Source organism: Mycobacterium sp. SMC-18 (assembly GCF_045310895.1).
Lineage (GTDB): Bacteria > Actinomycetota > Actinomycetes > Mycobacteriales > Mycobacteriaceae > Mycobacterium.
Genome location: NZ_JBJIAL010000005.1, coordinates 1 through 20742, shown reverse-complemented (window position 1 = coordinate 20742; position 20742 = coordinate 1). Strand labels below are relative to the sequence as shown.

The window sequence follows — 20742 nt, the reverse complement described above, 5'->3', positions numbered from 1 at the left end:
TTCAGCCGGCCACTTTCGCGGTCAATGTGATCAGCTGGTCGAACAGCCCTGCCAGTTCTCCGGCACGCCGCTCCAGCGGGGTGAAGCCATCGGCGCCGAACTCGGTGAACAGCGACAACGACACCTGGGCACGGACGTCGAGCATCTGGAAGTTGGCGACGATCTGTCGCCACTGCTCCACGGCGCGCACCCCGCCGTCGGCGCCGTAGGAGACGAAACCCACTGTCTTGCCGAACCATTCAGAACCGAGGGAGTCCACAGCGTTCTTGAATGCGCCCGGGACGCCATGGTTGTACTCCGGGGTGACGAAGATGAACCCGTCGCAGGCGTCGATCGCCGCGCTCCACCGCTGCACGTTCTCGGACTCGTACTGTTTCTTGGCCGCGGCCGGCACCGTCGCAGCCGTGAGCAGCGGCACGTCGAAGGTCTTCAGGTCGATGAGTTCGAACTGGGCGTCGTCGCGGTGGGCGGCCTGCTCGGCCACCCAGTCGCCGACGCCGGCACCGCTGCGCCCATCCCGAATCGATCCCACGATGATGCCGATCCTCATGAAGTGCTCCTCTTCTGCGTCGTGACCCCGACCCCGGCTCCTGACAGCCTGCCGAACTCGGAGTACCCGCGCGGAAGAATCGCAACCACTCACATGATCAGTGCCCGGCGTCGAACTCCACCGGCAGCGTCTGCGGCCCACTGACCGCCATCAGCGGCTTCCATGGCGCCGGACCCGTGCGGCGAATGTTCGGCATCCGCTGCGTCAGCACCGTGAGCGCTCTGACCAGTTCCAACCGCGCCAGATGCGAGCCGAGACAGTAGTGCACGCCGCCGCCGAAGGTGAGCATCGGCTGCGCATCACGCCGGGTGATGTCGAACTGATCGGGATTTTCGTATACCTGCGGATCCCGGTTCGCCGCAGCGGTATTGGCGACGACGAGTGAGTCCCGCGGGAAGAAGTACCCCGCCAGCTCCACATCTTCGGTGACATATCGCGGCACATTGAGGACGATCGGCGCGAACCGCATGACTTCATCGACTGCCTGGGGCACCAACTCGGGATGCGTGGCGAGTAGCGCCCATTGGTCGGGGTGATCACAGAAGGTGTCCACGGCAGCGGCCAGTTGATTGCGCGTGGTATCGGTGCCCGCCGCAAGGATTCCCATGGACAGCATGAGCAATTCGGGATGGCTGAGCCGGTCGCCGTCGTCCTCCGCGCGGATGAGGGCGGACAGCAGGTCGTCGGTCAGCGTGGTGCGACGCTCCGTGATCATCGCGTCGATGTAGTCGTCGAATTTCTGCCAGGCCGTGAGGATTTCCGATTCGTGTGCGGCCACATCCCACCAGAACATCTTGAAGATGTCGTCGGTCCAATCCGAGATCATCCGCCAGTCGGTGCGCGGCACGCCGAGCAGCGCGCAGATCACCGGGATCGGGTACGGCTGGGCGACGTCGGCGACGATGTCGCAATTGCCCACGGCGGCAACGGGATCGACCAACTCGGCCAGGACGGCGTCGATCAGCGGATCCAGCCGGCCGACGGCCTTGCTGGTGAAGGCCTTGCACACCAGCTTCCGGAGCCGCGTGTGCTCTTCGCCGTCGAGACTGAGCAGCGCACTGCCGATGCGGTCCCAGAGCGGACCGCCGGTGACGCCGCGCGGGACCAGCCCGCGCACGCCGGGCTCATGAAAGCGCGCGTCGCGCAGCACCGTACGGACCAATTCGTAGCTCAGTACCTCAGGTGCGTGCGGGCCGGTGGCCACGGCTCCCTGCCGGCGGACCTCTTTGATCATCCGGTGTGCGGTTGCCGGGTCGTCGACGGCTTCGTAGTCGATGACCGGAAGGCCGGCGTCCAAGACGCTGACAGGATGGCTGGCGGCGATGGTCATCGATGTCTCCCTCGGTTTCGATAGAAGTCACTATCGGGCCGAGGAGGGCGACAACACATCAGCCGAACGGCGTAATTGACTACCTAGTCGAGCTGCACTGTCAGCTCGGCGCCGGTCGCTGCGATGACATCGTCGACGCTCACGCCGGGGGCGGTCTCGCGCAGGATCAGCGTGCCGTCGCCGGGCACGTCGATGACGGCCAGGTTGGTGATGATCCGGTCGACCACACCCTGACCCGTCAGCGGCAGTGTGCAGACCGGGACGATCTTGGGGTTGCCGGCCTTGTCGGTGTGCTCCATGAGCACGATGACGCGCGAGGCGCCGTGCACCAGGTCCATGGCGCCACCCATGCCCTTGACCATCTTGCCGGGCACCATCCAGTTGGCCAGGTCACCGGTGCGCGAGACCTCCATGCCGCCGAGCACCGCGGTATCGATGTGGCCGCCGCGGATCATCCCGAACGACAGCGACGAATCGAAGTACGCCGCACCGGGATTCACCGTCACGGTTTCCTTACCGGCGTTGATGAGGTCGGGGTCGACGTTGTCGTCGGTGGGGTAGGGGCCCGTACCGAGGATGCCGTTCTCCGAGTGCAGCGTGACGTGGACGTCGCCCGTCAGGAAGCCGGGGATCAACGTCGGCAGGCCGATGCCGAGGTTGACGTACTCGCCGTCGATCATGTCGGCCGCGGCCCGCGCGGCCATCTGGTCACGGTTCCAGCCGGTCATTTGGCATCCTCTCGCACCGTGCGCTTCTCGATCTGCTTGTCCTGCGGTCCGGTGTGCACGATGCGCTGCACGAACACGCCGGCCAGGTGGACGTCGTCGGGGTCGATCTCCCCGGGCTGCACCAGTTCCTCGACCTGGACGATGGTGATCCGGCCGGCCATCGCGGCCAGCGGGTTGAAGTTGCGTGCGGTCTTGTTGAAGACCAGGTTGCCCGCGGTGTCTGCGCGCAGCGCGTGCACCAGCGCGAAGTCGGCGTTGATCGACTCCTCGAGCACGTAGCGCTTGCCGTTGAATTCGCGAATCTCCTTGGGCGGCGAGGCAACAGCGACGGAACCGTCGGCCGCGTAGCGCCACGGCAGACCGCCGTCGGAGACCGGGGTGCCGACGCCGGCCGGGGTGTAGAACGCCGGGATCCCGGCACCGCCGGCGCGCATGCGCTCGGCGAGCGTGCCCTGCGGCGTGAGCTCCACCTCGAGCTCGCCGGACAGGTACTGGCGGGCGAACTCCTTGTTCTCCCCGACGTATGACGCGGTGACCCGGCGGACCTTGCCGAGGCCCAGCAGCACGCCGAGGCCGACGCCGTCGACGCCGCAGTTGTTCGAGAACACCTCGAGATCGGTGGCACTCGACGCGGCGATGGCATCGATGAGTTGGTCGGGGATGCCGCATAGACCGAATCCGCCGACAGCCAGCGTGGCGCCGTCACCGATGTCGGCGACCGCTGCGGCAGCCGAGGCGTACACCTTCGAGGTCATGACACTCCGTTCATCCAGTAAACGCGTGACCCACTCAACACGGCACGCCGCTGACAAGGCAAGTCTCTGCTCGAAGCAGGTCGAAAGTGTTCACATGGCGAGCATTGACGCTGTGTGCGTTCACTGAATGAACGCCTAGGATGTGGTGATGACCGGTCCGAATGTCGTCGCCCGCGTGGGGGCGATGCTGCGGGCAGTGGCCACGGCCGAACCCGAAGGCGCCTCCACCACCGAGCTCGGAAAACTGGCGGGGCTGGCCCGGCCGACGGCACACCGGCTGCTCACGGCGCTGGCCGACGAACATCTGGTCAGCCGGGATCAGAAGACCGGCCGCTGGTCACTCGGACCCGAGCTGTATCTGCTCGGGGTCGGTGCGGCCCAACACCACGACGTGACCGATCAGGCGCGTGCGGTGGTGACGCGGCTGGCACGCGAGACCGGCGAGAGTGCGTTCTTCTCGGCCCGTCGCGGCGATCAGACCGTGTGCGTACTGAGCGAGGAGGGCAGCTTCCCGTTGCGCTCGCACGTCCTGCAGGTCGGTATCCGGTTTCCGCTCGGGGTGGCCAGCGCCGGGCTGGCGATCCTCAGCCACCTACCGGCCGCCGACGTCGACGACTACTTCTCCCGCGAACAGCCGGAAACCAATTGGGGGCCAAATCATTCCGAAGCGGCCATCCGCAAGCGCATCGAGCAGACCCGGCGCGCCGGCTATGCCGTCAATCCCGCGCTCCTGGTGGAAGGCAGCTGGGGCATGGCGGCCGCGGTGTTCGACCGACGCGGCCTGCCCGGCTGGGCCCTGAGCCTCACCGGTGTCGAGACCCGGTTCCGTGCCGGGCGTCGACGTGAACTGGGGCGGCTGCTTCTCGAGCAGGCTCACGAGCTGTCGGGCCGGCTGCAGGGGTGACCCCGCGTCGCCGCCCGCGTGGCGGTAGGCGATTGTGGACTGGTGACTGAACGCGCGCGCATCGACTTTCCGTCCCGCATCGGCGTCTGGTGGGCCAGCGACAGCTGGGCCATGCCGGAAGCTCAGGCCGTGGCCCGCGACATCGAAGCCATGGGCTACGGCTCGTTGTTCCTGCCCGAAACCGTCGGCAAGGAATGCCTCACCGAATCGGCGGCGTTCCTCGCGGCCACCGACCGGCTGGTGGTCGGTACGGGCATCGCCAACATTCACGTGCGCCTGCCGTCGGCCGCCGAGGCCGGTGCCCGCACGCTGACCGCGCTGTACCCGGGACGGTTCGTGCTGGGCCTCGGCGTCAGTCACGGCCCGCTGGTGGAGCGGGGGATGGGCGGCACCTATGAAAAGCCGCTCGCGACGATGCGCAGCTACCTGGAGCGCATGGCCGCCGTGCCGGAGGCCATCGAACCCGGGGTGGGCCGGCCGCCCCGACTGCTTGCGGCATTGGGCCCCAAGATGATCGAGCTGTCGGGCAGACAGGCCGACGGTGCGCATCCGTACCTGGTCGTGCCGTCGGCCACTGCGACGACGCGGGAAATCCTCGGGCCGGACAAGTGGATCGTCTCCGAGCAGGCCGTGGTCGTCGGCGGTGATGACGCTGAACAGCTGCGCCGCGCGCACGATCACCTGAACGTCTACAGCGGCCTGCCCAACTACCGGAACTCGTGGCTGCGCCAGGGCTTCGACGAGAGCGATCTGGTCCGTGGCGGGTCCGAGCGACTGGCCCGCGCGCTGGTCGGGATGGGCAGCGTCGAAGACGCAGCGGCGAAGGTGAAGGCGCACCTCGATGCCGGCGCCGACCACGTCGTGGTGCAGATGCTCGCGGAGCATCCGACCGCCGACCCGCGGCCGAGCCTTCGTGAACTGGCGGGTGCGCTGGGCCTGTAGGCCGGCCGGCAGCGCGGCGCGGCGAGGCGTCGTGGATGAACGGCGCCGTTGTGCGCCGGGTCAGCTTGTGGGACTGTCTGTTTCACCGTCGTCACTATCTCCGCTCTCGGCCGGGTAGCGGGTGGGGTGGTGATACTGATTCGTCCTAGGTTGGCCGACATCCAGTAGTGGTGGTGGGGTCCAGTGGGTTCTGCCGTCGGGGCCCATGGTGGTGTGCCAGCCGCCGGTGTCGGCCAGGCGGTTATCGCGGCCGCAGGCCAGGGTCATGGTGTCGATGTTGGTCAGGCCGTCATCGCGCCAGTTGGTGAGGTGATGGGCCTGCGAGCGCGAGGCGGGTGCGGTGCAGTTCGGGCGGGTGCACCCCAAATCCCGCCCGAACAGCGCGAGGCGCTGCGCGGTGCTGGCCGTTCTGGCCGCCCGACCCAGATACAAGGGTTGGCCGGTGTGCTCATCGAACACCGCGAGGTAGTTGTCCGACCCTTGGGCGGCCATCCGGATCAGGTCTTTGATAGGGAGTTTGGTCCCGGTGTGGGTGAGCGCCGTCCCGGCACGTTTTTCCAACTCGGCCACCGTGCAGGTGGCGACCACCGCGACGGGGAAGCCGTTGTGCACCCCGGAGGAGGAGGCCAGCATCATCCGGCCCACGAATTTGAAGGCGTCGTACTGGCGCTGCGCGAGGGTGCGGGTGTCGTTGTCGATCTGTTCCTGCGTCGGGATCCCGGCGTAGCAGGGGTGTGGGTCGGCGGGGTTGCACATGCCGGGGGCGGCGTATTTGTCGAACAACACTTGCCAGTAGGCCCGGCCTTCGGGGTCGAGTTGGGCGGTGACGTCGGTGCGGCCGTCGGGCCGCTGCTTGCCCATGGTGAAACTGCGTTTGGGGTCGGGTTCGTCGTCGTTGGGTTCGGGCCCGTCCTGATCCAGCCGATACAACAAATCCGCCGCGACCTTACGAAGGTCTTCGGGGGTCTTGACCCGCGCGTCGGCCACCAGATCCGTCTCGCACTGCGTCAACGTGATGGGGTCGGCCGCCCACAGCGGCAGCTTCTGGAAGAACCAGGTGATCACCGCGACGTGCTCACTATTGATCGCACCCTCGGCCAGCGCGGCGGCGACCAGTTCCCACACCGGGCCCAACGCCTCCCCGGTGATGGCCGAGCGCGGGCCCAGGTGGTCGCAGTCGCGCACCCGGCGACGGGCTTCTTCGCGGCTGATGCGGTGCCGCACATGCAGCACTTCGGGCCAGTCTTTTGCGCCGATGTCTTTGGCGGTGGCTTGGGTTTGGGCGGCGGCCAGGATCTGGTGATCGACCGCTTCGGCGGCGCATTTCAGGGTTTCGCGGCGCGACTGCAACGCCAACAACGCCCGCACATCCAGGCCGGTGTAGTCCAGGGACGCAACCTGGGCCGCCGCGGCTTCGTAGGCGGCGTACGCCGCCTCGACAGCGGCCGGATCGGTCAATCCCATACATCGAACACTAGTTCGAGCCGCCGACAAGAAGCCGCGGGAAATGTGACGCTAGTTGCCCACTGTTACCAGCGCAAACAAAGTGACCAAAGTTTTTCGAACCCGTTTGCCGAGGCGGCTCAGCCTTGCGAGGCGGCGGCCTTGCGGCGCTGGTACCAGTGCCAGATCATCGGCGTCACCGACGCGACGACGATGACGATGAAGATCGGCTCGATGAGCTTCTGAATGATGGCGAACTGGCCCAGCCAGTAGCCGAGCAGTGTCAGCCCGACGCCCCACACCACAGCACCGAGGACGGTGTAAATGGTGAACACGGCGAAATTCATCTTTGCCGCCCCGGCCGTCAGCGGTGCCAGCGTGCGCACGATCGGCACGAACCGGGCGATGACGATCGCGAAGGGACCGCGCCGCTCGAAGAAGGCGTGCGCCTCGTCGAGATACTTCTGCTTGAGGAACCGCGCATCGGGCTTGAACATCTCGACGCCGATGAACCGGCCGACGAAATAGCCGACGAGGCCACCCAGAACTGCTGCGATCGGGATGAACACGAGCAGCTGCCAGAGCTGGAAGTTGGCCTCCTGCATCTTGTCATCGGCGGTGCCGGCGGCCAGTTTTGCGGCGAACAGGCCGGCGACGAAGAGCAGTGAGTCGCCGGGCAGTACCGGGAACAGCACGCCGGACTCGATGAAGATGACCACCAGCAACCCGACCAGCGCCCATGTCCCGAAGTAGCCGATCAGCGTCATCGGGTCCAGGAAACCCGGCATGGCGGAGATGGTGGTCGTCATGGGGCCCAAAGATACCGGTGTCTGCAGGTGGTTCCGTCAACCGCACATCCCTCGTAGGGTCGGCGCATGGCCACTCACAGGGCAGTTCACGTTGCGCAGGCCGACGGCCCGCTCGCACTTGCTGACGTCGACACCGTCTCGCCGCCACGCGATCACGTCCGCATCGCGGTCGCCGCGTGCGGGGTATGCGGCACCGACCGGGAGTTTCACGCGGGGCACTTCCCGGGACTCTCGTGGCCGATCACCCTCGGCCACGAGATCGCGGGCACTGTCGCCGAACTGGGCGACGGCGTCGAAGACTTCGCCGTCGGGGATCGCGTCGCGGTGGGCTGGTTCGGCGGCAACTGCAACCGGTGCGTGCCATGTCGCCAGGGGCATTTCATGCAGTGCGTCCGCATGGAGGTGCCGAGCTGGCACTATCCCGGTGGCTACGCCGAATCGGTCACGGCGCCCGCGACCGCACTGGCCCGAATCCCGGACGGATTCTCGTTCGCCGAGGCGGCCCCGATGGGCTGCGCGGGCGTGACGACGTTCAACGGCCTGCGCAAGACGCGCGCCAAGGCCGGTGATCTGGTCGCGGTGATCGGCATCGGTGGCCTCGGCCACCTGGGCGTGCAGTTCTCCCGGGCCATGGGCTTCGAGACTGTCGCGATTGCTCGCGGGCCGGAGCGCGAGGCCGCCGCCAAGGAACTCGGCGCCCAGCACTACATCGATTCGACCGCCGCGGATGTCGCCGCCGAACTGCAGCGTCTCGGCGGGGCAGTCGTGGTGCTCGCGACCGCCGCGAGCGCGACGGCGATGGCCGCGACCGTTGCTGGTCTCGCACCGGAGGGGCAACTCGTGACGGTCGGCGTAACGCCCGAGCCACTGCCGATCAGCCCGCTCGATCTCATCAACGGCGGTTTCTCGGTGATCGGGCATCCGTCGGGCACCGCGCGCGATATCGAGGAGACCTTGCACTTCGCCGCGCTGACGGGCGTGCGGGCCGTCATCGAGGAACGGCCGCTCGCGCAGGCCGCCGAGGCCTTCGAGCGGATGAACAGCGGGCACGCGCGTTACCGAATGGTCTTGACCGTCTGACCGGGTGTCCCCGGGTGCCGCACTTCAGCTTCACGTGGCTGACATACTGGCCCAGACTGCAGGTTCGCCGAGAGGAAAAACATGCCCATCGCCACGCCCGAGGTCTACGCGGAGATGCTGGCCCGCGCCAAGGAGCACTCCTTCGCGTTCCCGGCCATCAACTGCACGTCGTCGGAAACCATCAACGCGGCGATCAAAGGTTTCGCCGACGCGGGTAGCGACGGCATCATCCAATTCTCCACGGGCGGTGCCGAATTCGGCTCCGGTCTCGGTATCAAGGACATGGTGACCGGCTCGGTCGCGTTGGCCGAGTTCGCTCACGTCGTCGCCGCCAAGTACGACATCACCGTCGCGCTGCACACCGACCACTGCCCCAAGGACAAGCTCGACGGCTTCGTCCGGCCGCTGCTGGCCATCTCGGCCGAGCGCGTCGCCCGCGGCGAGAACCCGCTCTTCCAGTCGCACATGTGGGACGGCTCCGCGGTGCCGATCGACGAGAACCTGCAGATCGCGCAGGAGCTGCTGAAGCTGACGTCGGCCGCGAACATCATCCTCGAGGTCGAGATCGGTGTCGTCGGCGGTGAAGAGGACGGCGTCGAGGCCGAGATCAACGAGAAGCTGTACACCAGCTCCGAAGACTTCGAGAAGACCATCGACGCGCTGGGCTCCGGTGAGAACGGCAAGTACCTGCTGGCTGCCACCTTCGGCAACGTGCACGGGGTCTACAAGCCGGGCAACGTCAAGCTCAAGCCCGAGGTGCTGGCCGAGGGGCAGAAGGTGGCCGCCGCCAAGCTCGGTCTGCCGGCCGGTTCCAAGCCGTTCGACTTCGTGTTCCATGGCGGTTCGGGCTCGCTGAAGTCGGAGATCGAGGACTCGCTGCGCTACGGCGTCGTGAAGATGAACGTCGACACCGACACCCAGTACGCGTTCACCCGCCCTGTCGCCGCGCACATGTTCACCAACTACGACGGCGTCCTGAAGATCGATGGCGAGGTCGGTAACAAGAAGGTCTACGACCCGCGCAGCTACCTGAAGAAGGCCGAGGCGTCCATGACGCAGCGTGTCATCGAGGCGTGCAACGACCTGCACAGCACGGGCCGCAGCGTCTCGGCGGGGCTGGGCAAGTAGCCAGCACCGCTCACTGGCCGGTCATGCCGCAGGATTCGCGAAAACCTGCGTCGTGACCGGCCATGCGGCGTTCATGGCCGAGTGGCCGCGGGTGAGGAGCACCGTGCCCAGCACCGCGACGGCGGCGATGGCCGCGATCACCAACACCAGCGCGATGACCCAGCCCCAGCTGCGCCGGTCCTTCTGCGGCTTGCCGGTGCCGGGGATCACCTGCGGCGAGGCGGGGGGCATCATCTCGGTTTCCGGGTCCGGCAGCGGAGCGATGATCTGCGTCTTGCCGTCGAAGCCCGACGGCGCGGTGAAGCGCCGCACCGGGATGGTCGGGTCGGTCGCCGGGTCCGCGGGCTCGAAGATCTCGGTTGCCGCCGCCGCATCGTCGCCTGTCGAGGCAGCGCGCTGATCGGCATCGCGACGGTCGTCCGGTCCCGTCGGGTTCGACATGGCGGCTGGGTTCGACATGGGGGTGACTGTCCTCCCGAGATCAGATCGCGCACTTGGGCCTACGCATCCTGGAGCAGGCCGCGACGTCCTACCAGGAGCTTAATCTCCCGCCTGCGGGATCTGAGCGAGCGGCCGCACGGCACAATGGCGGCCATGACGCGAATGGGTGATCTGCTGGGTCCGGATCCGGTGTTGCTGCCTGCCAACTTCGAGGCCGAGGACGCTCTCGCCGCCGGTAAATCTGCGACCGACGTTGCTGCGGCGCACCCGACGGCCTCTGTCGCGTGGGCCGCCCTGGCCGAGGCCGCGCTGGCCGACGGTCAGACGATCACCGCCTACGCCTACGCCCGGACCGGTTACCACCGCGGGCTGGATCAGTTGCGCCGCAACGGCTGGAAGGGCTTCGGCCCGGTGCCGTTCGCACACGAACCGAACCAGGGCTTCCTGCGGTGCGTGGCGGTGCTGGCGAAGGCGGCGGAATCGATCGGCGAGCAGGACGAGTACCTGCGCTGCCTGGACCTGCTGGACGACTGCGATCCGGCGGCCCGTGGCGAGCTGGGTCTCTAACTAGTCCGCTTCGCAGTGGCAGCCGTCGGCCTCCGGCGGCTCCACCTGGACGGTGGCGTGGTCGAGTCCGCGAGCGGACAGCACGGCGCGCGCCGATTCCAGCACGCGGGCGGAGTCCGCGCTGGACGTCAGATGCGCGGTGGCCATGTCCTTGCCGGGCACCAGGGTCCACACGTGCAGGTCGTGCACATCGGTGACGCCGTCGACGGCGGCCAGCGCTTCGCGCAGCTCGTCGACGTCGATGTGGCTGGGGGAGGACTCGGACAGGATGCGCAGCGCGGCGCGGGCCAGCGCGATGGCGCGTGGCAGCACCCAAAGCGCGACCAGCACGGCGACGACGACGTCGGCGTACGGCCAGCCGGTCGTGACGTTCACGATGCCGGCGATCAGTACGCCGATGCTGCCGACGGTGTCGGCGACGACCTCCATGTAGGCGCCCTTGACGGCGAGGCTGCTGTCGGCGTCCGAGCGCAGCAGGAGCACCACGACGAGATTCGCGAGCAGTCCCGCGAGGGCGACGACGATCATCGGCACACCGGGAATCTCCGGCGCGTTGCCGATGCGCTCGACGGCCTCGTAGAGGATGAACGCCGCGACGCCCATCAGTAGGACGGCATTGGCGACCGCGGTGAAGACCTCGGCTCGGTGCCAGCCGTAGGTGCGGGCGGCGGACGTCGACCCGCGGCGGGCCAGCAGGACGGCGCCCAGGCCCATGAACATCGCGACGAGGTCGGTCAGCATGTGGCCGGCGTCGGCCAACAGTGCGATCGAGTTGATCAACAGCGCCGTGGTCAGCTCGATGACGAAAAAGACGCTGAGCACGGCCGCGGCGATGATCATGCGGCTGGCGCGCGCGTTCGGGCCATGGCTGTGATCGTGTCCGGCACCCATGCCAGCAATATATGCAGAACTACGCATATGTCGCAAGGCGCCCCGGGATTTGTGCACGATCTTCCGCGGTGGCCGCGGAAAATCGTGCACAAATCCCTACCAGGCGGACCAGAAGCGGGTCAGGGCGCTGCCGATCATCGCCAGCCGCGGCGGCACGCCGGTCAGGCTGACAGCGGAGTAGACGACGTTGAAGAACATGCGGTTCAGTTCGGGGACGATCAGCAGCAGCATCAGGATCAGGAAGCCCCACTGCCGGGCGGGCAGCAGGGCACGCTGCGTGTCGGCGCTCAGGTGCGGTTCCAGCGCGCCGTAGCCGTCCAGGCCGGGGATGGGCAGCATGTTCAGGAACAGCGCCGTCACCTGCAGGAATCCGAGAAAGGCCAGCCCCGCCCAGAACACCGGATGCTCGTTGTCGAACAGCACCGCGGTCGTGACCAGCAGGATGGCGGCGAGCACCAGGTTGGCGAACGGTCCGGCCAGGCTGACCAGGGTGCGCTGCCGCGGCGTCATGTACTCGGTGCGCACGTACACCGCGCCGCCGGGCAGGCCGATGCCGCCGAGGGCGATGAACAGTGCCGGCAGGCCCAGCGACAGCAGCGGGCTGGCGTACTTCGCGGGGTTCAGCGTCAGATAGCCACGCAGCTCGACGTCGCGGTCACCGAAGCGCCAGGCGGTGTAGGCGTGGCCGAATTCGTGCAGACACAGCGAGACGGTCCAGCCGGCGATGACGAACACGAAGACGCCGGCATAGGCCAGCGGCCGCACCTCGGCGCCGCAGAACCAGGCCACGGCGCCACCGGCGGCGGTCAGGGCCACGATCGCCCAGAAGACGGGGCTGGGACGGACTGCGCGCCGGACAGGCATGGTCATGACTGCAAACTAGCCGACCCGCAGCCAACCCTGGATATGGCGGTAGAACGCCGACCGGCGCGCCGGACGGGCGGCCGCCACGCCGTCGCGCTCAACCAAAACTCCGGTGCTCCCGAGCTGCGCCGCGCGGCCGGCAACCCAGCCCCGCCCCGGTCCCGAACGGCCGCGCCCGAGGGCCCGGGCACGCAGCCCCGGCATCCCGGGCAGCGGCTCGATCACGACGCCCGTCGACGTGCCGTCGAACAGCACCGTGTCGTCGACGACGGCCTCTCCGGTGATGGCGTCGGCGCCGGACGGCAGCCAGCGCGCCGACCGGACGATCACCGCGCCGGTCTCGTCGCGGATCAGTGGAACACGTTGGGCGACACCGTCTCTGGCGCGGCGCGCGGCACCGAACCCGCCGCGGGTCAGGGGTGGGACGAAGCCGACCTCGACGTCGAGCCGGTCGTCGCGGAGCAGCCGCGCCAGGGTCGCGGAGAGGTCGGCATGGCCGCCGACGACGATCACCCGGGCGGTGCCGTCGGGGATCGTCAGATCACTCTGCGAGGGCACTGTGACGGCCGTCAGATCCGTCAGCGCACGGGGGATCCGGCGGGCGCCGAAGACCAGCACCACGACATCGCCGGAGACCTCTCTGGCGGTCAAGGCCTCTCCTCTCGTCCTGCTGGGATAAGGTTGCTCACCGGCTGCCACTGTATTCAGGCAGGTAATGCGGGAGGCAAAACGATGCCGGCAATCGTGCTCATCGGGGCCCAATGGGGTGACGAGGGCAAAGGTAAGGCCACCGATCTACTCGGTGGACGTGTGCAATGGGTGGTTCGCTACCAAGGTGGCAACAACGCCGGGCACACGGTGGTACTGCCCACGGGGGAGAACTTCGCTCTTCACCTCATCCCGTCGGGCATCCTGACACCCGGGGTCACCAACGTCATCGGCAACGGTGTCGTGGTCGACCCTGGTGTGCTGCTCAGTGAGCTCTCCGGGCTCGAGGACCGCGGTGTGGACACGTCGAAGCTCATGATCTCGGCTGACGCGCACCTGCTCATGCCGTACCACGTGGCCATCGACAAGGTCACCGAGCGGTACGCGGGCAGCAAGAAGATCGGCACCACCGGTCGCGGCATCGGTCCCTGCTACCAGGACAAGATCGCGCGCATCGGTATCCGGGTCGCCGACGTCCTCGACGAGGAGCAGCTCGCCGCCAAGGTCGAGGCCGCGCTGGAGTTCAAGAACCAGGTGCTGGTCAAGATCTACAACCGCAAGGCACTCGACCCGGCCGAGGTCGTCGAGAGCCTGCTGCAGCAGGCCGAGGGCTTCAAGCACCGCATCGCCGACGCCCGCCTGCTGCTCAACCAGGCGCTGGAGCGCGGTGAGACCGTGCTGCTGGAAGGCTCGCAGGGCACCCTGCTCGACGTCGACCACGGCACCTATCCGTTCGTCACGTCGTCCAACCCGACGGCGGGCGGCGCGGCCGTCGGCTCGGGCATCGGCCCCACTCGCATCACGACGGTGCTGGGCATCCTGAAGGCCTACACAACCCGTGTGGGCTCGGGCCCGTTCCCGACGGAGTTGTTCGACGAGTACGGCGCCTACCTGTCCAAGACGGGCGGCGAGGTCGGCGTGACGACCGGCCGGGCCCGGCGCTGCGGCTGGTTCGACGCCGTCATCGCCCGGTACGCGACCCGCGTCAACGGCATCACCGACTACTTCCTGACCAAGCTCGACGTGCTGTCCAGCCTGGAGACGGTGCCGATCTGCGTCGGCTACACCGTCGACGGCAAGCGCACCGACGAGATGCCGATGACGCAGGCCGACATCGCCCGCGCCGAGCCGATCTACGAAGAGCTGCCGGGCTGGTGGGAGGACATCTCCGGGGCCCGCGAGTTCTCGGACCTGCCGGCCAAGGCGCAGGACTACGTGCTTCGGCTCGAGGAGCTCTCGGGCGCCCATGTGTCGTGCATCGGCGTCGGTCCCGGCCGGGACCAGACGATCGTGCGCCGGGACATCCTCGGGTGACAGAAGGGGCGAGCGAAGCGACGGGGAAAAGCGAAGGCTTCATCGACCAGCACGGCGGATTCCCACGATTCGAGGTTGCCGACCCGGGGCCCGGCTTCGGCCGCTTCCTCGAGGGCATGAGGCGGCTGCAGGACCTGGCCGTCTCAGCCAACCCGGACAGCGACACCTGGGACGACGCCGCCGACCGCGTCGAGGAACTCGTCAAGCTGCTGAAGCCTTTCGAGGCGGCCGAAGGTGTCGGCCCGGCCATCCGGGTGCCGTCGCTGCCGGGCGCCGGCAGTCTGCTGATGCCGCCGTGGACGGTCACCAAGTTCTCGCCCGAGGGCGTCGAGATGGAGGTCGAGTTCAGCCGGTACCACGTGGGCGGCAACTACGCCGTGCACGGCGGGGTGCTGCCGCTGCTGTTCGACCAGGCCTTCGGCATGCTGATCCACGCCGTCAATCGGCCGATGAGTCGCACGGCGTACCTGCACGTCGACTACCGCAAGGTCACGCCGATCGACACGGTGCTGACCGCCAAGGCCCACGTCACCGAGGTCGACGGCCGTAAGACGTTCGTCGCGGCCGAACTGTTCGACCCCGAGGGCAACCTGCTGGCCGAGGCCAATGGCCTGATGGTCAGCCTCCTGCCCGGCCAGCCCTAAGGCTCGGCACGCAGCGCGGGCCACCAGATGCGGGGGCCGATGAGCGTGAACAGCGCCGGGATGATGACGGTGCGCACCACGAAGGTGTCCAACAGGATGCCCAGGCCGACGATGATGCCCAGCTGCGTCAGCACGATCAGTGGCAGCACACCGAGCACGCAGAACACCGCGGCCAGCACGATGCCGGCGCTGGTGATCACCGCGCCCGTCGCCGAGACGGCGCGCACGATGCCCTGCCGGTTGCCGAACTCGGGCGTCTCTTCGCGTGCCCGGGTCACCAGGAAGATCGTGTAGTCCACGCCCAGCGCGACGAGGAACAGGAACGCGAACAGCGGGGTCCCGTTGTCGAGCGCGGGGAAACCGAACAGGTGCACGCTGGCCCAGCCGCCGAGTCCCAGCGCAGCCAGCGCGCTGAGGACCGTCACCGCCACCAGCAGGAGTGGGGCCAGGGCCGAGCGCAGCAGGACGTACAGGACGGCCAGGACGACCAGCAGGATCGCCGGGATGACGATCTTCCGGTCGTGATGCGCTGCCGCCGCGGCATCGCGGGCCTGCGCGTCGGGGCCGCCGACGACTGCTTGCGCATCGATCTGGTGCACCGAGTCACGAAGGGCGTCAATCGTTTTGAATGCTTCTGGCGAGGCGGGCGCGGCAGCCAACACCACCGACCACTGCGTCAGGCCCGACGCCGAGCGCCCGCCCGGCGTCGCCGACACCACGCCGGGGGTGCGGGTGATGACGTCGGCGACCGCGGGGTCCGATGCGATGACGGTCGTGGGATTGGTCAGGCCACTGGGGAAGTGCGCGGCCAGCGTGTCGTATCCGGCGACCGACTCGGCCTGCACCCGGAACTGCTGGGTCTGGGACAGCCCGATGGGCAGATTCACCAGACCGACGCACAGCGCGGCCAAGCCGGCCAGCGCCACGGTGGCGACGCGACCCGGCCTGCGGGACACCCCGGCTGCGACGCGGTGCCAGACGCCGCTCTCGGTGAGCGGCATGGCGTGCGAACCGGTTTCGGGGATGAAAGGCCAGAACAACCGGCGGCCGAACAGCCCGAGCAGCGGCGGCAGCACCAGCAGGACGAAAACCGCGGCGACCACCAGGCCGGACGCGGCCTGGACTCCGAGGCTGCGGTTGCTCGGCGCCGAGGCGAGCAGCAGAGTCAGTAGGGCAAGGACCACGGTGGCGTTGCTGGCCACGATCGCCGGTGCCGCTGCGCGCCACGCCACCCGCAGCGCGTCCCCGTGATCGCTGCGCCGGCCCAGTTCCTCGCGGTACCGCGAGATCAGCAGCAGTGCGTAGTTGGTCCCCGCGCCGAACACCAGCACGCTCGTGATGCCGGCCGTCGATCCGTCCGGGTTCAGCCCCGTCGCCGCGGCCACCGCAGTGCCGACGACCGCGCCCACCTGATCGGCGAACCCGATGACCAACAGCGGGATCAGCCAGAGGATGGGCGAGCGGTACGTGACGATCAGCAGCAGCGCCACGACCGTGGCGGTCACCGCGAGCAGTGTGAAGTTGGCTCCGGCAAACGAATTCGCGATGTCGGCGCCGAATGCGGGCCCGCCCGTCACCTGAGCCCGCAATCCGTCGGGCAGCGCAGCCGATACCTGCGATCGCAGCTCGTGGACCGCGTCGCGGAGATCGAAGCCGGACAGGTCGGTCGCCAGCGGGGCTACTCGCACCGCCGCCTTGCCGTCCTCGGACACTCGAGCGCCCGGTCCGGCCGCGGTGACATCGGCCGGGCTCAAGGGCGCGCCGTCCGTGCGGGTGACGACGATGATCGCCGGCGCGGTCTCGCCGCCGGGGAACTGTGCGCGCAATGCGTCGGCACGGGCGGATTCCGCGCCGGCCGGCACGGCCACCGGCGACCGTGACGCCGAATCCCCGGCGCCGAGCAAGGCCATGGCGGCGCCGGAGAGCATCAGGACGATGAGGGCCGCTGCCCATGCGACTCGAGTGGACACTCCCAAAATATTTCAGATACTTAAACATTAAGCAACTGAACTTCATGGGCGCTATGCTCTCCGCGTGCCAACGCCGCCGGACCGCGCCGACCTGGAGGCGCAGATCGCCGCCGACGTGCGGGCACTGACGGCCGAATCCGACCAGATCGGACGGGCGTTCGCGGCACAGAACGATCTGGGCGCCAATGATTTTCGTGCGCTGCTGCACGTCATGGTCGCCGAGTCCGCGGGCACACCGCTGACTGCGGGCGAGCTGCGCAAGCTGATGGGCACCTCGGGGGCGGCCATCACCTACCTGGTGGAGCGGATGATCAGCTCGGGCCATCTGCGCCGCGATCCCGATCCCACCGATCGGCGCAAGGTGATCCTGCGCAACGACGACAAGGGGCTGGCCGTCGGCCGGGAGTTCTTCAGGCCGCTGGCTCAGCTCAACACCCAGGCTTTGGCCGACCTGCCCGACGCGGACCTCGAGGCGGCGCACCGGGTCTTCGTGGCGCTCACCGGTGCGATGCGGGCGTTCCGCGACGAACCCGCCCCCGGCGGGCGCTGATCACACGGCCGACGAGGCCTTGAGGGCGTCGACGTCCGCCCTGAGCGCGGCCAGTGCGTCCACCACTGTCAGGTTCTGCCCGGCAGCGTTGTGACCGAGCTGCGGCCAGCCGTTCAGGTTCGGGCCGCGCAACTGGGTCTGGATGTCCTGCACGATGGCCAGGATCTGATTGAGAGTCGCGGTGGTCGGGTCCGGCTGAGTCACGGTTCCTCCGTTCAGCAGTGCGATGAGTTGGTCGAGCGTGCCCTGGAATGCGTTGCAGTCCACCGACAGATTCCCGACCAGTGCGGCATCGGTGAATTGCAGGATCTGCGGCGTGGCACCACCGTAGGGGAACCAGTAGCGCTGATTGTCGTTGCCGGGATAGAGGTTTGACGCGTAGCCGGTGCCGTTGACGTAGTTCGACGCGATGAGGCCCGGTACCTGAGAGATGTCGGGCGAGCCGATCTGTTGCCAGTACCAATGCGGGATGTACGACAGCGAGATCGTCACCCCGACGGCATTGAAGGCATTGACCACGGCCCAGAAGTTGTGGATGTCACCGGAATTCGCCTCGAAGTCGAGCATCGCATACTGGCCACCGTTATTGCTGAGCCACGTCTGGGCCTGCGCCGCCGGGCTGTTGGTGGTGACGTAGTGATAGCCGATGTGCGGAAAGTGGTTGTCCCGGCACCACTGTGCGATCACCGGCCAGTACGGATCCCGGTAGTAACTGCCTTCGGACACCTTCTGCTCGATCCAGGAGAAACCCTGGCCGGGTAGCTGGGAGACGAAGGCGATGGCATCGGCCGCCGAGCGGAAGTTGTTGTTCGACGTGTCCGGTCCGTAGAGCGTCACAGCACCGTCTCCGGATTCACCGGCGTCCAGCTCGTCGTGCTCGCCAAAGCCTTTGTGTCGGCGCTGGATCCGTCGTGAGACTGCACCGTCCACTGCAACCGGCCGTCGGCGTCGTGCGTCGCCGTGGCGATCGCACCCGCCTGCTCGTACACCTCGCCGAGGGCTTCGGGTTTGCCCGCCGCGTTCATAGCGAATCCTCGCCTTCTACCGTAGAGGTATTGTCCCGCTTCGATTCTCGTTCTCGGCGGGCACTTTCCACGATAGCGCGATCCTCACGGCCGGGTCGGGTCAGGCGTTCTCCAGTTCGGCGATCACGATCTTCTTCTGGCGCATCATCGTCTGGATCTGCTCGGGGCGGCCCAGTAGCTGATCCATCTTGGCGGGGATGATCTGCCAGCTGATCCCGAATCGGTCCTTGCACCAACCGCATTGCTCGGACTCGGGCACGTGCGAGAGTTTTGACCAGTAGTGGTCGATCTCGTCCTGGTCTGCGCATTCGACGACGAACGAGATGGACTCGTTGAAAGTGAACAGCGGTCCGCCGTCGAGGCAGACGAAATCGACGCCGTTCAAACTGAACCGGCCGTTGAGCACCTTGCCCGACATGCCCTTGAAATGTTCATCAAGTGCCTCGTCCGGGTACTCCTCGACCGAGATGATCCGGGAGTTCGGAAACACCTCGACGTAGTAGTTCATGGCCTCGCGGGCCTGGTCGTTGAACCAGAGACATGGCTGGATGGCTGTCGGCACGTCGTTCTCCTTGTCTTTCAGTCGTTTTCGGTCAGGCAGCCAGCAGCGCGTCGATCTGGCCGAGGGCGCCGGTCATGCCCTCGACCATGCCCATCGCGGTCACCTTCTCGAGTTGTTCGAGGTCGGTGAACCTGGTGACGATCGTCATCCGGGTACCGGTGTCGATCGCGTCGAACGACACCTCGAGGCGCATCGTGGGCATCTCGGGGTCGGGCTCGCCGTCGGGCTGCGAGAAGCCGTCTTCGATGAGAAGGCGCGACGGTGCGTCGACCTCGAGCGTCGTCCACCAGCCCGGTGCCTTCTCGCCCTCGGGTCCGGTCATGTGATAGCGCGACTGCCCGCTCGGGGTGAGTTCATGCCGGGTGAACGTGGCCGGCCACGTCGGCGGACCCCACCAGCGTTCCAGCTGCCGCGGGTCTTCCCACACCTGCCAGACCCGGGCCGGCGGCGCGGCGAACTCGGCCACGAAGGTCATGGTGAGGGCTTGCGGGTCGGCGGCGCTGCTGATCACCGTCATCGGTGGTCCTTTCGTTTTGTGCTGCTTGATTTTTCGTGTGGTGGGTAACCGTCTTCGGCGAGGATCGCCTCGATGCTCGCGGCACGGTCGTGCCAGAGCGCCGCGTACCGCTCCAGGAGCACGCCCGCTCGGTGCAGGGTTTCGGGCACCGCACGCACGAGTTGTTCCCGGCCGCGGCGCTCTTTATGCACCAACGCGGCACCGGCCAGTACCGCGACGTGTTTCTGCACCGCCGCGAAGCTCATGTCGTAGCCGCGGGCGAGCGCGCTCACCGACTGGTCGCTGCGCATCGTGCGGGCGACGATGTCGCGGCGGGTGGCGTCCGCCAATGCGTGGAAGATCCGGTCGATCTCCGCATCGGTGAAGGCCTCAGGGGAAGCATTTACAACCATTTGGTTGTAGGTTAGGTGGTGTTGCGAGACAGGTCAAGAGTCCCTTGCCGAGAAGGACCAAATGGCGGCTGTGGCGTGCTTGTCAGCGACCATTTGGTCCTTCCCGAGCTAGGGCAATCCTGACCATCCCCGCTCGAGCAGCGCCGTGCGGGCGTCTTCGACGATCGCGGGCCCGGAATCTTCCTTGATGACGTGGATGACGTGCCACTTCAGCCTCAGCAGTTCCCGGTTGGCCCAGATGTCCATCGAGTACTGGCGTCGATCAGTCAGGTGCTGGACGCCGTCGTACTCGGCACCTACCTTGAATTCGTCCCAGCACATGTCGATCCGGCGGACGTAGCGCCCGAACTCGTTCCGAACCACGTACTGAGTTGTGGGCCTGGGCAATCCGGCGTCGATGAACAGCAACCGCAGCCGGCTTTCGCGTGGTGATTCGGCGCCGCCGTCGACCAGAGGCAACGCCTTCCGCAGGCGAGCCAATCCCCGCGCCCCACGGTGCCGCTTCGTGAGCAACTGGACGTCTTCGTGCCCGAACGGCGCAGCGTTCATCAAGGCTAAGTCCCCTGGGGTGGTGGGAATTCGGGGACGGGGCTGAGGTGGGCGGAGATGTTCAGGCCGTGTCGGTGCC

Annotated in this window: 25 protein-coding genes; 8 read left to right on the top strand and 17 right to left on the bottom strand. The window is 67.5% G+C overall.

Features of this window, described 5'->3' with window-relative positions; translation table 11 throughout:
- Window position 1: 1 nt before the first annotated feature.
- The 4 genes from ACJH6J_RS05935 to ACJH6J_RS05920 all read right to left on the bottom strand — a co-directional run bounded on the left by ACJH6J_RS05935 (window position 2) and on the right by ACJH6J_RS05920 (window position 3363).
- Window positions 2-550, bottom strand: coding sequence for an NADPH-dependent FMN reductase (locus ACJH6J_RS05935; RefSeq protein WP_212807182.1), 549 nt, complete (start codon window positions 548-550; stop codon window positions 2-4).
- 97 nt (window positions 551-647) lie between these two features.
- Complete coding sequence (locus ACJH6J_RS05930) at window positions 648-1880, bottom strand: cytochrome P450 (RefSeq protein WP_212807181.1); 1233 nt, start codon at window positions 1878-1880, stop codon at window positions 648-650.
- An 83-nt stretch (window positions 1881-1963) separates the two neighbouring features.
- Entirely contained in the window at window positions 1964-2608 is a 645-nt protein-coding gene (locus ACJH6J_RS05925; protein WP_260936586.1) for a 3-oxoacid CoA-transferase subunit B, read from the bottom strand.
- Window positions 2605-3363: a CoA transferase subunit A gene (locus ACJH6J_RS05920; protein ID WP_020100731.1), complete on the bottom strand. Its 759-nt coding sequence runs from the start codon at window positions 3361-3363 to the stop codon at window positions 2605-2607. The genes ACJH6J_RS05925 and ACJH6J_RS05920 overlap by 4 nt, the downstream gene beginning before the upstream one ends.
- A 148-nt stretch (window positions 3364-3511) precedes the next feature.
- Here ACJH6J_RS05920 and ACJH6J_RS05915 point away from each other — a divergent pair, with 148 nt between their 5' ends.
- Together ACJH6J_RS05915 and ACJH6J_RS05910 are read left to right on the top strand one after the other, a co-directional pair.
- Window positions 3512-4267, top strand: a complete 756-nt coding sequence (locus tag ACJH6J_RS05915; RefSeq protein WP_346416019.1) for an IclR family transcriptional regulator — start codon at window positions 3512-3514, stop codon at window positions 4265-4267.
- A 42-nt stretch (window positions 4268-4309) separates the two neighbouring features.
- Window positions 4310-5209 (top strand): LLM class F420-dependent oxidoreductase, encoded by a 900-nt coding sequence (locus ACJH6J_RS05910; protein WP_406803674.1) that lies wholly within the window; start codon window positions 4310-4312, stop codon window positions 5207-5209.
- Between the two features lie 60 nt (window positions 5210-5269).
- Here the strand turns inward: ACJH6J_RS05910 and ACJH6J_RS05905 are convergent, their stop codons facing one another.
- Together ACJH6J_RS05905 and ACJH6J_RS05900 are read right to left on the bottom strand one after the other, a co-directional pair.
- On the bottom strand, window positions 5270-6673 hold the full coding sequence (locus ACJH6J_RS05905) for an HNH endonuclease signature motif containing protein (RefSeq protein ID WP_064857290.1): 1404 nt from the start codon (window positions 6671-6673) through the stop codon (window positions 5270-5272).
- A gap of 119 nt (window positions 6674-6792) precedes the next feature.
- Complete coding sequence (locus ACJH6J_RS05900; RefSeq protein ID WP_053855402.1) at window positions 6793-7461, bottom strand: DedA family protein; 669 nt, start codon at window positions 7459-7461, stop codon at window positions 6793-6795.
- 66 nt (window positions 7462-7527) lie between these two features.
- Here ACJH6J_RS05900 and ACJH6J_RS05895 point away from each other — a divergent pair, with 66 nt between their 5' ends.
- Together ACJH6J_RS05895 and fbaA are read left to right on the top strand one after the other, a co-directional pair.
- Complete coding sequence (locus ACJH6J_RS05895) at window positions 7528-8541, top strand: alcohol dehydrogenase catalytic domain-containing protein (protein WP_293017864.1); 1014 nt, start codon at window positions 7528-7530, stop codon at window positions 8539-8541.
- Window positions 8542-8622: 81 nt separating this feature from the next.
- Window positions 8623-9669 (top strand): class II fructose-bisphosphate aldolase, encoded by a 1047-nt coding sequence (gene fbaA / locus ACJH6J_RS05890; RefSeq protein ID WP_406803673.1) that lies wholly within the window; start codon window positions 8623-8625, stop codon window positions 9667-9669.
- A 21-nt stretch (window positions 9670-9690) separates the two neighbouring features.
- Here the strand turns inward: fbaA and ACJH6J_RS05885 are convergent, their stop codons facing one another.
- A complete protein-coding gene (locus tag ACJH6J_RS05885) occupies window positions 9691-10128 on the bottom strand; it encodes a hypothetical protein (protein ID WP_406803672.1) in 438 nt (145 codons plus the stop codon).
- 135 nt (window positions 10129-10263) lie between these two features.
- Here ACJH6J_RS05885 and ACJH6J_RS05880 point away from each other — a divergent pair, with 135 nt between their 5' ends.
- A complete protein-coding gene (locus tag ACJH6J_RS05880; protein ID WP_064857299.1) occupies window positions 10264-10677 on the top strand; it encodes a DUF3151 domain-containing protein in 414 nt (137 codons plus the stop codon).
- On the opposite strand, the gene ACJH6J_RS05875 is transcribed toward ACJH6J_RS05880, so the two are convergent.
- The 3 genes from ACJH6J_RS05875 to ACJH6J_RS05865 all read right to left on the bottom strand — a co-directional run bounded on the left by ACJH6J_RS05875 (window position 10678) and on the right by ACJH6J_RS05865 (window position 13083).
- On the bottom strand, window positions 10678-11568 hold the full coding sequence (locus ACJH6J_RS05875; RefSeq protein WP_064857288.1) for a cation diffusion facilitator family transporter: 891 nt from the start codon (window positions 11566-11568) through the stop codon (window positions 10678-10680).
- Window positions 11569-11664: 96 nt separating this feature from the next.
- Window positions 11665-12438: a site-2 protease family protein gene (locus ACJH6J_RS05870; RefSeq protein WP_406803671.1), complete on the bottom strand. Its 774-nt coding sequence runs from the start codon at window positions 12436-12438 to the stop codon at window positions 11665-11667.
- A 9-nt stretch (window positions 12439-12447) separates the two neighbouring features.
- On the bottom strand, window positions 12448-13083 hold the full coding sequence (locus ACJH6J_RS05865; protein ID WP_061010737.1) for a hypothetical protein: 636 nt from the start codon (window positions 13081-13083) through the stop codon (window positions 12448-12450).
- 81 nt (window positions 13084-13164) lie between these two features.
- Between ACJH6J_RS05865 and ACJH6J_RS05860 the strand changes: the two genes are divergently transcribed.
- Both ACJH6J_RS05860 and ACJH6J_RS05855 read left to right on the top strand, forming a co-directional pair.
- A complete protein-coding gene (locus ACJH6J_RS05860) occupies window positions 13165-14454 on the top strand; it encodes an adenylosuccinate synthase (protein WP_020100685.1) in 1290 nt (429 codons plus the stop codon).
- Window positions 14451-15098: a PaaI family thioesterase gene (locus ACJH6J_RS05855; RefSeq protein WP_406803670.1), complete on the top strand. Its 648-nt coding sequence runs from the start codon at window positions 14451-14453 to the stop codon at window positions 15096-15098. The genes ACJH6J_RS05860 and ACJH6J_RS05855 overlap by 4 nt, the downstream gene beginning before the upstream one ends.
- Here ACJH6J_RS05855 and ACJH6J_RS05850 read toward each other — a convergent pair.
- Window positions 15095-17026, bottom strand: a complete 1932-nt coding sequence (locus ACJH6J_RS05850; RefSeq protein WP_406803735.1) for an MMPL family transporter — start codon at window positions 17024-17026, stop codon at window positions 15095-15097. The two genes, ACJH6J_RS05855 and ACJH6J_RS05850, sit on opposite strands and share 4 nt — an antisense overlap.
- A 106-nt stretch (window positions 17027-17132) precedes the next feature.
- Here ACJH6J_RS05850 and ACJH6J_RS05845 point away from each other — a divergent pair, with 106 nt between their 5' ends.
- Window positions 17133-17618, top strand: a complete 486-nt coding sequence (locus tag ACJH6J_RS05845; protein WP_406803669.1) for a MarR family winged helix-turn-helix transcriptional regulator — start codon at window positions 17133-17135, stop codon at window positions 17616-17618.
- Here ACJH6J_RS05845 and ACJH6J_RS05840 read toward each other — a convergent pair whose 3' ends face one another.
- From ACJH6J_RS05840 to ACJH6J_RS05815, 6 genes are all read right to left on the bottom strand, one after another.
- Entirely contained in the window at window positions 17619-18455 is an 837-nt protein-coding gene (locus tag ACJH6J_RS05840) for a GH25 family lysozyme (protein WP_406803668.1), read from the bottom strand.
- Window positions 18452-18643, bottom strand: coding sequence for a hypothetical protein (locus ACJH6J_RS05835; protein ID WP_020100680.1), 192 nt, complete (start codon window positions 18641-18643; stop codon window positions 18452-18454). Before ACJH6J_RS05835 ends, ACJH6J_RS05840 begins: the two co-directional genes overlap by 4 nt.
- Window positions 18644-18743: 100 nt before the next feature.
- Window positions 18744-19205 carry a VOC family protein gene (locus ACJH6J_RS05830; protein ID WP_082981751.1) on the bottom strand — a complete coding sequence of 154 codons (462 nt, stop codon included), beginning with the start codon at window positions 19203-19205 and terminating at the stop codon, window positions 18744-18746.
- Between the two features lie 31 nt (window positions 19206-19236).
- Window positions 19237-19722, bottom strand: a complete 486-nt coding sequence (locus tag ACJH6J_RS05825; protein WP_020100678.1) for an SRPBCC domain-containing protein — start codon at window positions 19720-19722, stop codon at window positions 19237-19239.
- The gene (locus ACJH6J_RS05820; protein WP_318986956.1) at window positions 19719-20114 is read right to left on the bottom strand and encodes a helix-turn-helix domain-containing protein; all 396 of its coding nucleotides are present in this window, start codon (window positions 20112-20114) and stop codon (window positions 19719-19721) included. The genes ACJH6J_RS05825 and ACJH6J_RS05820 overlap by 4 nt, the downstream gene beginning before the upstream one ends.
- Before the next feature lie 108 nt (window positions 20115-20222).
- A complete protein-coding gene (locus tag ACJH6J_RS05815) occupies window positions 20223-20663 on the bottom strand; it encodes a hypothetical protein (protein ID WP_406803667.1) in 441 nt (146 codons plus the stop codon).
- Window positions 20664-20742: the final 79 nt, after the last annotated feature.